The following is a 14,087-nucleotide window of genomic DNA, read 5'->3' as shown; positions in this document are numbered from 1 at the left end:
ATTATTTGATGAACAAACAAAAAAGATGCTTTATAAGAAGTATAAAGTAATAGTTATAGAACAAGAAGACTGGATTAATAATGAAGAAAACGTAACAGTTAAAGATGCAATTACAAGTTATTTGCAAAAGTTTGTGTTTACCAATAAATTTGAAAATGCTAAAAGTTTTGCCTACGAGAGCTTTCTTGCTTTATTTACAAACCCATTGTTATCTTTAAGTAATATTGATTTTGATGACCAAATTGTTAACGAACTTACTGGGGAAGAAAAATGCGCTTATGAAAAATTAAAAGAATTAAAGTTATTTAAATCTACAATTAATAAATTTGAAAATAATAAGAATTATAATTTAATTATAAAAAGAGGGAATTGTAAAAATTCAAATACTGGTTGTACAGATGGGAGAGATATATCAAATGGCAACATCACAATTACAATGGAAGAAGGAGTTAATGGAAACCCTCTTGGATTTGCATCAAATTTATTACACGAAGGCATTCATGCAGAAATATTCAAATATGTAGACGAACGCATAAAAGGTATAGACCCAAATGACAGGAAAAATTTAATGTATTATTATTGGCTTGAGAAACAAAAAGGGGATCCAAGATATTTTGATGCTAATTATCAACATCAACATATGGCAGATAAATATATAAAGCCTATAACTGAAGCATTAAGGAAACTTGATAATTATAGTTATACTTCAGATTACTACCTAGGTTTTGCTTGGACAGGATTGCATGCTTATGGATTTGATAAATATTGGAAGGATGGCAAATTAGTGAAATTAACTAAAGAGATGATAGCAGAATATGAAACTAAATCTGGTATAGTAAAAAATAAAACAAAATTTAATGGTGATGATTGTAAAAAAATATAAAATAATAGCTGTTGCATCATTTTTTTTATTTCTTTCGTGCAGCAATAATATTAAAACCGAAGAATCTTATCAAATTTTAAACTTATTGATAAGAGATTTTGAAAAAACATCAATTTTACACCCCAGCTTTGCTCCACCACCCTCAGGTAGTTATATCTATTCCAAAAATGATAGTCTTAACCAATATATATATTTTTACAAACAGTATATAAAGAAAAAAACTATATTTATTGAGAATGAAGTTTTAGAAATAGACGAAACAGAGTTAAATGTAATAAAAGATTGTAAAGGCATTAATACAAAAAATGAATTTATCTTTAACAATAAATTAAAATCTATAGATTATAAGTATTTAAGTTCTAAAAAAAATAATGTTTTTACTAATAAAAACATACAAAATAAAGAAATTGATGCTTATTTAAGTTTTTCAAATATTATTTTTAATAAAAATCATAATAAAGCAGTAATTATATTTTCGGTAAAATATAGTAAATTAAATGGTTTTACATCAATAGTTTATCTTGAGAAAGAACATTATTTTTGGGAAATTATTTGTGAGAAAAATCTTACTGTATCATAAATAAAAACTTAAGATGTATCTAAAAATAACAGAAAAGCTGAAACTTTGCAGTTTTACTCTTCTGCTATTTCTTCACCAACATTCGCTTAATTTCATTCAATTTCATCAACGCTTCAATAGGTGTTAAAGTTTCCTCACAAATTTTACATATTTTTTCACTTTAAAACAAAAACCTGCGTTTTTAAAATTATCAATATTATTAAAACTATTTTTTTGATTATTATTTTGGTGTAGAAATATATTTTTAGGTAACTAAAAAATAAATATTCCTGAGTTCAGGGATAAACGAGTACTTTTTTATCGTTTATGTTTGTTGAATACAAATAATCACTAAATTTATAAAAATGAAAAACAGTACAAACAAAAACGTAATTGTTAAAGATACAATTACAAGTTATTTACAAAAGTTTGCGCTTACCAATAACAATAAATTTGAAAATGCTAAAAGTTTTGCCTACGAGAGCTTTCTTGCTTTATTTACAAACCCATTGTTATCTTTAAGTAATATTGATTTTGATGACCAAATTATTAACGAACTTACTGGGAAAGAAAGATGTCTTAATGACAGTTTAACCAAAAAAGGAAATAGTTATATAAAAAATATTTTGAATAAATTTCAAGGAGCTAAAACTGAATTTGATATAAATTTAAAATCTAAAAATAAAGTTTTTTTTAATGGTGATGAAGTTAATGGGTTAACTAATTATAGTACAGATAATAAATTAATAACAATAAGTATTAGTAAAAGTAGACTTTCAAATGAACCAGCTTTAAGTGCTGTAAGGACAATTATACATGAATATATTCATGCAGATATGATTGAAAAATTATTTTCAAAAAATAAACAAAAAGATTTAGTTTTTAAAACTGCCTATGAAAGTTTTGAAAAAGGAAACTTTAAAGCTACACCGCAACATGAAACGATGGCAAAATTATATGTGAATTCTATGAGGGATGCTTTAAAACATTTTCATAAAAATATTTTAATAGGAGATTATAATTATTTAACTGATAATGGAACAAATCCATTACCAGACGATTTTTATGAAGCTTTGGCTTGGCAAGGATTAAAAGATCATAAAGTTAAAGCGTATACTGATTTATTAGATTCGAAAAAAACTAAATTAACAAATAGTTTAAATAAATTCTATCACAGTACAACTAAAAATTGCCCAAAATGACATGAGAAACTCTATATTTTCAATTGCAATTATTTTCAACTTGGCTTGTTTAAGCCAAGAAAAACAAAAAGATTCCTTATTTATCAAATTCGATAAATCTCTAATAGATAAAGTAAAAGAACAAAACAAAAATAGTTTCTATTACAAGATTAAAGATTGTGATAAAAAAGAGGATTTAGTATATTTTTTAGAGAAAAAAAAATATTATAATCTAAAAGTAAAAAAAGTAAAATGTTTAAAAGAAGTTTTAAAAAAATCTAATGCTGGTTCTAAGAAAAATAAAATAGATGATTTAAAATTAGCTAAATATTTAAGTGATTTTTTGGTATTTTTTGTTAGGAGAAATGAATTTATAAAAGTCGAAACATCGTATTCAATAGAATAGACAGTAATCATAAATAAGAAGCAGCAGAGAAGTATAAACCATAAATCCTATACTTTTCTGCTATTTCTTCACCAACATTCGCTTAATTTCATTCAATTTCATCAACGCTTCAATAGGTGTTAAAGTTTCCTCACAAATTTTACATATTTTTTCACTTTAAAACAAAAACCTGCGTTTTTAAAATTATCAACACTGTTAAACCCGTTTTTTAGATTATTATTTGGGGCTAAAAAACATTTCACAATTAACTTATCCCTGAGCTCAGGGATAAACAAGTACTCTTTTTATCGTTTATATTTATTGAACACAAATAATTATTAAATTTATGAAAACGTTATAAGATATAGAGTAATACCATGTCTATGTCACATAGCTCCTTTTTTGTTAAAAAAAAATAATTGCTAATTTTGTACTTAACCAAAGGCATCTGTGGTTTATATGGCACGTCAAACAGGTGAATTGAATATTGAATATTAAAAAATTACAGCTTATTAAAAAAAATTAAATATTAATCATTTAAATCTATTTTTGATGAAAACAATTATTTATTTTCTAAAGAAACGGAATAAATTATGGTTCTTATTCCTATTATTATTTCTATTAACTTGCCAAGAAGAAGATTACTTGAATCAAACTTCGCCGCCTGCAAAAGAAAAGAACTCTTATACATTAAATCGTGTTGCTAAAAATAAATTGCCAGAAACGGTACAACAAAATATAGCTTCCATTTTTAAATCTAACAATAATTCTTTTCAAGCCAAACCTACAGGAGGTAAACCAATTGACACCTATACAATATCTGCTGGGTTAGATTTAGAACTTTCTGTAAGATTTGGTAAAAATTATTCTTTAGACCTCGATTATACGAAAACAGTTGTTTTAACAAACGAAACTACCAATAGCAAAACCTATTCTATACCCATTAATATTAATAGCGATGCTAATAATTTTGCTTTTGGTTCGTATGTTATTACCCCATCTACAACAAAAAATAAAGAAGATTTTACAGGAAGCATTCATATTTTTATACCAGAACCTAAGTGGTTTTCAAAAAATGTAAAAAACCTAGAAATGAATACTTTTACAGGAATACAAATTAGTGAAAATTTTCCTGTAGATAAACAATTAATTTCTAACAACGTACTTACAAACTACTACATTGCAGGAAATGTTACAACAAAAGAAAAATACAAATTACAATACAATCCAGATATGTTTTTTGCAGATGGTGGTACAATTGCGCTAGTAAAAGAAGCCATTATGGATACAGATACAGGTAGAGACCCATGTGAAGATGATGATGTTCCTTGTAAAAAAGAAAGAGTAATTATGCTTGATGAAATAATTATTGTTGCAAAAAGAAGAAGCACAGGAGCATCTAACAGTTTTGGTCTCTCAAATAAACTTGCCTTAGAGCTTGGGCTTCCTAGAAGGATAAGAATACCTCCAATTTATTCAACAAGCAATACTTTAAACGGAGGTCTTGGTGTTACACCTATTGGTGGTGGTGGCGCTCCTGCAACACCTATATCGTTACCTTCTTTGGGTGTTACTTTAAATCCTTTAAGTTTAAATTTTGCGACTCCTGTGTTAAAATTAATGGGAATTAAAAACACGAAAGTGAGCAAAGTTTTTACTCAACCTCAAAAAGATTGGTTGGCTGCAAACCCTGTAATAGCTGCAAGAGTTGCACAATTTTTAAACAATGCTAACTACAGTTTTTCTGCTTTAAGTTTTACCACAAAAGCCATCAACGCTTTAAAAGGAGGTAGTGGCGCAAATACAACTGTTAATTGGGAAAATAGCATTATTAATAAACTTACAGGGAAAGCTCTTTGTGTTTACAAAAAATTGGAAGATAACAACTTATTAAAAAAAACCTTACAAAGATTTAAAGGTAAAACTCCTAACAACTTAATTTGGAATCAAGAATCTAATTTAACTATAAGAGATAAAAATGGAAATAATGTTTTGGTAAATGGTTATACTAAATATGGAGAATCCTATAATATAACAATTCTTTTAAATACAGAGCAGTCAATAAATAGACCATCATTAGCAGTAGCAAGAACAATTTTACACGAAGCAATTCATGCAGATATTTATAGAAAAATTAAAGAAAATGGCGGATTAATTTTTAGTAATAATTTATGGACAATTAATGGTTCTCGTGCTAATTTTCCTTCTTTATTTGATGCTTATAATGAAGATACTAAAAATCCTTATCATAATTATATGGCGAAATATTATAGAGAAGCTTTGGAGTTAGGTTTAAAAGAGTATGCAAAATCCATTGGAGAAACACATACTAATAAGTTTTATGAAGACATGGCTTGGGCTGGTTTATTAGATACGAAGGCATGGAGCAAGCAATATGCAGACCCTACATATGCTAATAAAGAGAAAAATAGAATTAAAAAAGTAATTGAAAATTATAGAAACTCTGGAAATAATGAATGTAGCAAATAAATATATATTATTATGTATAATGTTTTTTTCCTTTTTTTTGACATTTTCTCAGAAAAAAGAAGATGTGTATTTTCTTTTAAATGATAATAACAACACATACGTTATATCTCACCTTATGCACGGAAAAGATATAGGTCTAATAATTTTATCTAACAGAAAAGAGTACGAATATCACCAAATGAAAGTAAAGGAAGCAAAAGAAAAAGGAAATTATTCTTTTGACCCTGAAGGGGGTAGAGATAACTTAAAAATTAAAGTTCCTACTTTAACGTTTCAAGTAATTTCAATGAAAGAAGTAGTAATTACTGATTGTGAAATAAGTAGATTAAAATTAATAGATTATCAATGGATTCAAAATAATAGTTGGAAAAAAATAGCAAAACAGCCTTATGATTTTAAAGATATATATTTCTTATATAAAAAAGAAAAGAATAATTATGTCTCTTATAAAGTAGGTTTAACTATTGTAGAATACTAAAACAAGCCATAATATAGTATATGGCAGATTATTATAGAGGTGCCATTGAAAAAGGTTTGAGAGATTATGCAACATCAATTGGAAAAACATTTCCAGACCAATTATATAAAGATTTAGCATGGTTTAGATTACAAGGAACAAAGGCTTGGAGCGAAATGTATGCAGACCTTGTATATAGAGAAAAAGAACAAGATAGAATTAAAAATTCAATTAACAATTTTAATAAAACAGGAACAAATGAATGTCAATAGAATAAGTATCATATTTTTTTTAACCCCTTTTTTCTGTTTTCCTCAAATAGAAGATAAGTATTTTTTTTTAAAAAAATAGTGAATATATATAAAGTAATTAATCAATAAAAAAATAAATCTATTTTTATAATCTCAAAAGAGAATTATAAAATTTATCAGAATAATTTGAATAAGAAAAATTATACAAAAGGAGAGCCTCCAAATTTAGAGGGTTTAAGTTTTATAATAAAAGGTGAGAAAAAAATTAGTCAATGTGAATTTAAGAAATTAAAATTAGTAGATTTTACGCGGCTTGTAAAAAATAAAACTTTAGAATATAAAAAAGGAAATGAGACAGTTATTGAGTTAAATAACTTCAAAAACCTTAATCTAATAATAAAGAATAAGGGAAAATATATTTTATATAAAGTTATCAGAGAGTTTTATGAAAAATAATACAAATCACAACATGGTATTATAAAATAGCAGTTAAAGCTAAGTACAAGCTACAAAGTTTGTGTTTTTTTACTTAGTTTAAATTAGACTTCTCTTAAAAAACACAAAGGATGCCTAATTAAAAATAAATACTATGGAATTTGGGATGAGTATATGAAAGAAACTGATGACTATAATAAGAATACCTTTTATAAAAAAGTAGTACAAGCAGGTCTTTCAAAAACTTCATATTTTAAAAGTCTAAAAAATGATACTATTAGTGTATTGAATATGTACTCTGCCTTAAAAGTAAACGGAAAAAAAATTACAAATTATAAAACTTGTAAATAATGAAAAATATAATATTTCTAATTCTTTTTTTTAAAATTCTTTTAATCTCTTGTCAGGATAAAACAAATTTATATTTAATATTTAAAAAAGAAAAAAAGAATGTATCGATAAGTATTAGTAAAGATCTTAATAATCTAAAAATTTATTCTTTTGTAACTAAAAATTCAAAAAATCAAAAAGATGTACTATATTTTTCTTCATTAACGTTAGAAGAAGAAGAAAAATATTCTAAAAGTAATGGAAAATATAAAGTTAAAGCCATAAAGGATACTTTAAATTTAAAAGAAATAAAAAAATACAATTTAAAATCTTACAAATGGTTGAAAGAAGAAATGAAAAAAAACATCGATTTTTATAAGGTAGAAAAAAAATATGAGAAAATTTTTATAGTTGAATTAGATTCAATTAATAATAAAGCTATACTTACTGAAGTTCAACATGTAGAAATTATAGATTAAAATACAAACCAAAATACGAGCATATAAAAAAATAGCTGTAAATTATATTTTTTTATCAAACAAGCTATCAACGCTTTAAAAGGAAGTGGTGGTGCGAATACAACTGTTAATTGGGAAAATAGAATTATTAACGAACTTACAGGGAAAGCTCTTTGTGTCTATAAAAAGTTAGAACAATTGAATTCAACATTTTTTTCAAATCTAATTAACGAATTTTTTAAAAGTTCTAAAAATGCACATATTAAATTTAAAGTTGGAGATATTCCAGATGATAATAATTTTAAATATAAAGCACGAACTTACCCTTCTTATAATAGCCCTCAAAGATTTTATAGAGTTAGACTAAAAACTAGTTTTGTTAAAAATGCTTCATTAATTGAAATTGCTTTAGCAATAATACATGAAACGATACATGCAGAATTACTTGATAGGAGTATTCAGTCTGGTCTTATTTTAAACATCAAACCTAATGGCAGTTACACTTTTCAAAATTATGGCAATATTAGTACTTATAATAATATAACTATTTTCAATGCTCTTACTACTTATTATAAAAATTTAGGAAATGGTAACCCTCAATGGAATCATGATCAATTTAATATATTTGGTTATAGACAAAAGTTGAGTGAAAATTTAAACCAAATTCATCCATGGCTAGATGATTTAAATAATCCTTTCATAAATTTTATAAATTCTGATTCAGTAATAACCGATTTAGATGATTTTTTCGATTATTTATCATGGGAAGGTTTAGAAGGTACACAAGAGTATATTAACTTGAGTGATGATAGTAAAACTAAAAAAGATTATATTTCACAATATGTTAGAAGTGAATACAATAAAAAATGTAAATAATATGAAATATATACTTATTATAATAAGTTTTTTATCCATATCTATAACTTTTGGACAAAACAAAAAAAGTCCATTATATTTAAGGGATTATAATCCCATTATAAATAGTGATGAGCTTGGGAATTTATATTACATTTTTAGCATTAAATCTATTGACAAAACATTTAACAATGATGCATATAAATTTATTGTGCCTAATAAAATCGGATTTGATAAATTTAAAAAATTAGAGGAAGTAGAAAACAAAATTGCTATTGATACATTAAGCAATTTTATAAATGTAACTCATCTAAAAAAATATAATCCTTGTGAATTACATAAAAATTTAAGTATCAGAAGAACTATTTTTTTAGTATATAAAAATAAGTATTCAGAAAATGTATTTATTCCTCTAATCTATGAAGGTACTCAAAAGAATATTGAAGTATTAAAATTTAAATAAAAACAAACCACATCAAAGTATATAAAAAATAGCAGTCAAGTACAAACCATAAAGTCTATACTTTTCTGCTATTTCTTCACCAACATTCGCTTAATCTCATTCAATTTCATTAACGCTTCAATAGGCGTTAGCGTATCGATATTTGTAGATAAAATTTCATCACGAATATTTTCTAAAAGCGGGTCATCTAACTGAAAAAAGCTCAACTGCATTTCTTCATGCTGCGTTTGTTTTAAAACGTCCTTAACTTCTGCATTTTTATTATTTTTTTCTAATTGCGCCAATATTTTATTCGCTCTGTGGATTACCATATTTGGCATTCCAGCCAATTTTGCTACATGAATACCAAAACTATGGTTAGAGCCACCAGAAACGAGCTTTCGCAAGAAAATAATGTTGTCTTCCAATTCTTTTACAGACACATTAAAGTTTTTAATGCGTTCGAAGGTGGAAGTCATTTCGTTTAATTCGTGATAATGTGTGGCAAACAATGTTTTTGCTTTTGTGGGATGTTCGTGCAGAAACTCAGAAATTGCCCAAGCAATAGAAATTCCATCATAAGTAGAAGTTCCACGCCCGATTTCATCTAATAAAATTAAACTTCTGTCGGAAACATTATTTAAAATAGAAGCCGTTTCATTCATTTCTACCATAAAAGTAGATTCGCCCATAGAAATATTATCACTCGCACCAACTCTTGTAAAAATCTTATCTACAATCCCTATTTTTGCATTTTGTGCAGGCACATAACTTCCCATTTGTGCGAGTAAAACAATCAATGCAGTTTGTCTTAAAATAGCTGATTTACCAGACATATTGGGTCCAGTAATCATAATTATTTGTTGCTGGTTTCTGTTTAACACAACATCATTTGCAATATAGGTTTGGTCGATTGGCAACTGTTTTTCAATCACAGGATGCCTTCCGTTTTTTATGTCCAAATCAGTACTTTCATCCATAATGGGGCGCACATAATTGTTGTCAATCGCTAAAACAGAAAAAGAGAGCAAACAGTCAATTTTTGCAATAATTTGCGCATTTTCTTGCACTTTTTGTACAAAACCAATTACGTATTGCAATAGTTTAGCAAAAATTTCTTGTTCTAAAACCTGTATTTTATCTTCTGCACCTAAAATTTTCGTTTCGTATTCTTTTAATTCTTCCGTAATATAACGCTCTGCAGAAACCAAGGTTTGTTTACGAATCCATGCTGAAGGGACTTTGTCTTTATGCGTGTTTCTAACTTCAATATAATACCCAAAAACGTTGTTAAATGCAATTTTTAAGCTGCTAATGCCTGTACGTTCTGTTTCGCGCTTTAGCATATTGTCTAAATACGCTTTTCCAGAATTGGAAATGGCGCGTAAATCGTCTAATTCTTTATGAACACCAGCAGCAATTGCATTTCCTTTACTAATATTTACAGGAGCATCATCAAACAAAGTATCCGTAATTTTTTCAATTAAAACTTTGCAAGTATGTAACTGATTCCCAAGGTCTTTTACGGCTTTATTTTTACTTTTTTCTGAAGCTACTTTTATCGGTAAAATAGCTTTTAAAGAATCTTTTAAAAGTACCATTTCTCTTGGCGAAGCTTTACCTGTAGCTACTTTAGAAATCAACCGTTCTAAATCGGAAATTTGTTTGAGTTGATAGGTTACGGTTTGCGAAAAATCGTCTGAATCTATAAAAAACTTTACCAATTCATGGCGATTTTTAATTTCGTTAATATCTTTCAAAGGCAATGCCAACCAACGCTTTAACAATCGTCCACCCATTGGCGAAATGGTTTTGTCAATCACATTTAAAAGCGTAACTGCGTTTACCGAATTCGGATTGTACAACTCTAAATTTCTAACCGTAAATCGGTCCATCCAAACATAATTGTCTGCTGCAATTCTACTAATTTGTTGAATGTGTTTTAACTGATTGTGTTGCGTTTCCGATAAATAATACAAGACTGCTCCTGCAGCAATAATTCCATTTTTTACATCTTGTACACCAAAACCTTTTAAACTTTTTACCTCAAAATGGTTCTGCAACGTTTCGTTGGCATATTCCTCCTGAAAAACCCAGTCGTCTAAATAAAACGTGTAATACCTGTTTTCAAACAATTCTAAAAATTGCTGTTTGTGTTGTTTTTGAACCAAAATTTCGCTAGGAGAAAAGTTTTGCAATAATTTATCGATGTATTCTGCAGTTCCTTGTGCTACTAAATATTCGCCAGTAGAAACATCTAAAAACGAAATTCCGAGTTGTTTTTTATCGAAATGAACTGCCGCTAAAAAATTGTTAGTTTTAGTTTGTAAAACTTCGTCATTTAAAGAAACACCAGGCGTAACCAATTCTGTAACACCACGTTTTACGATGGTTTTGGTCATTTTTGGGTCTTCTAACTGGTCGCAAATTGCCACACGCATTCCTGCTTTTACCAACTTTGGTAAATAGGTGTTTAAAGAATGATGAGGAAAACCCGCTAAAGCCGTTTCCGTTTCGCTTCCTGCACCGCGTTTTGTTAAAGTAATTCCTAAAACACCTGCTGCTTTTACGGCATCTTCTCCAAATGTTTCGTAAAAATCTCCCACACGAAAAAGCAACATCGCATCAGGATATTTATTTTTGATAGCGTTGTATTGTTTCATTAAAGGCGTTACCTTTTTTGATTTTGCCAAGGTTTCAGAAATTTGTGGTTCGTTTTGCGAAGTTACAAAAAGTGTTTTGTATGTGTATAATTTTAATGTAAGCTGTTTTTAAAATAATAAAAATAATAATATATTTGTAACAAGTTATTTCTCAACATTAAGGAAGAAAATAGGAGAAATAATAAATTATTTTACAGAAAACCTCTGTATACCTTAATCAACAAATGGTTGATTTGGTGTACAGAGGTTTTTTAATTTAAAACTATTTATAAAATTATGACAACAATAATTAAATTAGACGAAATTTTATCGATTTCAAAAGAAATTGATGCAATTAGTGCCATGGAAGAAGGTTTTATTAAATATAGTAATGGGCAAACTGTAGTGCCACCTGTTGCAGAATTACTTTTTGAAAACCCTCCAGGAGATGTACATATTAAATACGGATATATTAAAAAAGATGATTTTTATTGTATAAAAATAGCTTCTGGTTTTTATGATAACACCAAACTAGGAATAGCATCTAGCCAAGGAATGATGTTATTATTTAGCCAAAAAACAGGGCAACCAACTGCCATTTTATTAGACGATGGGTATTTAACAGATATTAGAACTGCTGCTGCTGGTGCTTTGGCGGCAAAGTATTTTGCCCCTAAAAATATTTCGGCAATTGGCATTATTGGTACTGGAGGTCAAGCAAAATTACAGTTGGAATATCTTCAAAAAAATACGCCTTGTAAAACGGTTTGGGTTTGGGGAAGATCCGCAGAAAAAGCACAAAAATATAAAGACGATTTAGGAACTAATTTTGAGGTTCATATTGCAAAAAATCCTGCGGAAGTAGCAAAAAACTGTAATTTAATTGTTACCACAACACCTTCAGAAAAAGCATTGTTATTTGCTAAAGATATTAAACCAGGAACCCATATTACGGCTGTTGGTTCAGATACGTTAGACAAACAAGAATTGGATAGCGAAATTCTTAAAAAAGCAGATTTGGTTATTTCTGATAGTATTCCTCAAAGTAAAAGTCGTGGTGAAATTTTTCAAGCAACAAAAGCAAAAGCGATTGTTGATGAAAAAGTGGTAGAGTTAGGAACAGCTATTCAAGATAGTTCTCTTCAAAGAACAACAGAGAACCAAATAAGTGTGGTCGATTTAACAGGCGTTGCTGTACAAGATATTATGATTACACAATCCGTTTACAAAGCCTACATTCAAAATAAAAATTAAAAAATTTATGCTTAAATACGTTAGTAACAAAGGTGGTGGGAGTTCTGTAGATTTTGAAACGGCTATTTTAAATGGTTTTGCATCGGATGGCGGTTTGTATGTTCCTGAAAAATTACCTAAAATAACCAAAGAGCAACTTGTAAAATGGAAAGGACTTTCTTACACAAAACTTGCTTTTGAAGTTCTTTCCCTTTTTATAGATCGCTCGATTGTTTCTGACACAGAATTAAAAGAAATTATTAACGAAGCCTATGGTTCTTTTGAAAAAGAGGAAATTATTCCTTTACATCTCTTAAAATCTCGAAAAGATACGTATGTAATGGAACTGTTTTATGGACCTACTATTTCTTTTAAAGATATAGGATTGGCTTTTTTAGTAAACCTCGTAAACTTTTTTTTAAAGAGAAAAAACGAACGCCTTTCTTTAATTGTTGCTACCACAGGAGATACTGGACCAGCTACAGCTTATTTTACCGCAGGAAAATCTAATTTAGATGCTTGGGTTTTGTACCCAAAAGGAATGATTACCGAAGAACAAGAACGCCAAATGACCACTTTGCCACACGCAAATATTCATCCTGTGGGCGTGTATAATTGCCCAGATGGAGGAGACGATTTAGATTTGGTAATTGGTAATTTATACAAAAATAAAACGTTTAAAGAAAAATTGAAACTCTCTAGCGTAAACTCCATTAATTGGGGGCGCGTAATGATGCAAACCGTGCATTATTTTTACGGATATTTTAACGTGGTAAATTCTATTGAAGAGCAAGTAAATATATCAGTTCCTTCTGGCGGATTCGGAAATTTATGTGCAGGTGCTTTGGCACGCGAAATGGGTTTGCCAATAAAAACATTGGTAGTTGCAAATAATGAAAATGCTTGTTTACATCGTATTTTTTCTGAAGGTGTTTTTTCTAAAAAAGCCATTATTGAAACACCATCTTCTGCCATTGATATTTTAATTCCTGTAAATTTTTGGAGATATTTATATTTTAAACTAGGGCAAGATGCAACAAAAATTAAAAAATATTGGAACACTTTTAAAGAAACCGGAATTGCACATTTTAGTGAAGAAGATTATAAAATATTTAAAAAAGGATTTTCTTCTAACAGCGCTACAGCCAAAGAAACGGTGTCTTTAATTAAAGATATTTATGAAAATGAAAAATACTTGTTAGATCCACATGGGGCAGTTGCTTTGCTTGCTGCAGATTCTTTAAATAATAAATTTGGGAATGAAAAAATGATTTGCTTGGCAACAGCGCATCCTGCTAAATTTCCTGCAGTACTAAAAAAAGCGTTGAATACGCAAAAATTGCCAAAAGTAGCCAAACATCATTCTATTGAAACCGCAAAAAAAAGGTGTCAAAAACTACATACTTGCAATCATTCTCATTTGGAAGAAGCCCTAATAAACGCTATGGAAACTAATTGGCAATTAACCAATAAAAAAGTACTATAA

14 protein-coding genes are annotated in these 14,087 nt (G+C 28.2%); 13 read left to right on the top strand and 1 reads right to left on the bottom strand.

The features are described from left to right. Positions 1 to 25 precede the first annotated feature (25 nt). The 11 genes from J3359_RS10805 (at position 26) to J3359_RS10755 (ending at position 8,747) form a co-directional block, all read left to right on the top strand. The gene (locus tag J3359_RS10805) at positions 26 to 883 is read left to right on the top strand and encodes a hypothetical protein (protein WP_208076877.1); all 858 of its coding nucleotides are present in this window, start codon (positions 26 to 28) and stop codon (positions 881 to 883) included. Beyond that, a complete protein-coding gene (locus tag J3359_RS10800; RefSeq protein ID WP_208076876.1) occupies positions 864 to 1,463 on the top strand; it encodes a hypothetical protein in 600 nt (199 codons plus the stop codon). The genes J3359_RS10805 and J3359_RS10800 overlap by 20 nt, the downstream gene beginning before the upstream one ends. A 344-nt stretch (positions 1,464 to 1,807) precedes the next feature. Beyond that, positions 1,808 to 2,644, top strand: coding sequence for a hypothetical protein (locus tag J3359_RS10795; RefSeq protein ID WP_208076875.1), 837 nt, complete (start codon positions 1,808 to 1,810; stop codon positions 2,642 to 2,644). A gap of 1 nt (position 2,645) precedes the next feature. After that, complete coding sequence (locus tag J3359_RS10790) at positions 2,646 to 3,029, top strand: hypothetical protein (protein WP_208076874.1); 384 nt, start codon at positions 2,646 to 2,648, stop codon at positions 3,027 to 3,029. Between the two features lie 531 nt (positions 3,030 to 3,560). After that, complete coding sequence (locus J3359_RS10785) at positions 3,561 to 5,498, top strand: hypothetical protein (RefSeq protein WP_208076873.1); 1,938 nt, start codon at positions 3,561 to 3,563, stop codon at positions 5,496 to 5,498. Positions 5,499 to 5,613: 115 nt separating this feature from the next. Next, on the top strand, positions 5,614 to 5,976 hold the full coding sequence (locus J3359_RS10780) for a hypothetical protein (RefSeq protein ID WP_208076872.1): 363 nt from the start codon (positions 5,614 to 5,616) through the stop codon (positions 5,974 to 5,976). A gap of 20 nt (positions 5,977 to 5,996) precedes the next feature. Further along, positions 5,997 to 6,227, top strand: coding sequence for a hypothetical protein (locus J3359_RS10775; RefSeq protein ID WP_208076871.1), 231 nt, complete (start codon positions 5,997 to 5,999; stop codon positions 6,225 to 6,227). Positions 6,228 to 6,392: 165 nt separating this feature from the next. Continuing rightward, entirely contained in the window at positions 6,393 to 6,662 is a 270-nt protein-coding gene (locus J3359_RS10770) for a hypothetical protein (protein WP_208076870.1), read from the top strand. A 329-nt stretch (positions 6,663 to 6,991) separates the two neighbouring features. After that, a complete protein-coding gene (locus J3359_RS10765) occupies positions 6,992 to 7,450 on the top strand; it encodes a hypothetical protein (protein ID WP_208076869.1) in 459 nt (152 codons plus the stop codon). Positions 7,451 to 7,627: 177 nt separating this feature from the next. After that, the gene (locus J3359_RS10760; RefSeq protein WP_208076868.1) at positions 7,628 to 8,305 is read left to right on the top strand and encodes a hypothetical protein; all 678 of its coding nucleotides are present in this window, start codon (positions 7,628 to 7,630) and stop codon (positions 8,303 to 8,305) included. A 1-nt stretch (position 8,306) separates the two neighbouring features. Then, the gene (locus tag J3359_RS10755) at positions 8,307 to 8,747 is read left to right on the top strand and encodes a hypothetical protein (RefSeq protein ID WP_208076867.1); all 441 of its coding nucleotides are present in this window, start codon (positions 8,307 to 8,309) and stop codon (positions 8,745 to 8,747) included. Between the two features lie 68 nt (positions 8,748 to 8,815). Here J3359_RS10755 and mutS read toward each other — a convergent pair whose 3' ends face one another. Further along, positions 8,816 to 11,389: a DNA mismatch repair protein MutS gene (gene mutS / locus J3359_RS10750; protein ID WP_208076866.1), complete on the bottom strand. Its 2,574-nt coding sequence runs from the start codon at positions 11,387 to 11,389 to the stop codon at positions 8,816 to 8,818. A 276-nt stretch (positions 11,390 to 11,665) separates the two neighbouring features. Between mutS and J3359_RS10745 the strand changes: the two genes are divergently transcribed. Further along, positions 11,666 to 12,622 carry a Rossmann-fold NAD(P)-binding domain-containing protein gene (locus J3359_RS10745; protein WP_208076865.1) on the top strand — a complete coding sequence of 319 codons (957 nt, stop codon included), beginning with the start codon at positions 11,666 to 11,668 and terminating at the stop codon, positions 12,620 to 12,622. Between the two features lie 7 nt (positions 12,623 to 12,629). Next, positions 12,630 to 14,087 carry a threonine synthase gene (gene thrC / locus J3359_RS10740; RefSeq protein WP_208076864.1) on the top strand — a complete coding sequence of 486 codons (1,458 nt, stop codon included), beginning with the start codon at positions 12,630 to 12,632 and terminating at the stop codon, positions 14,085 to 14,087.

Source organism: Polaribacter cellanae (assembly GCF_017569185.1).
In the GTDB taxonomy this organism is placed as follows: Bacteria; Bacteroidota; Bacteroidia; order Flavobacteriales; family Flavobacteriaceae; genus Polaribacter; species Polaribacter cellanae.
The sequence above is the reverse complement of the archived record's forward strand: the minus strand, read 5'-3'. Positions and strand labels throughout refer to the sequence as shown.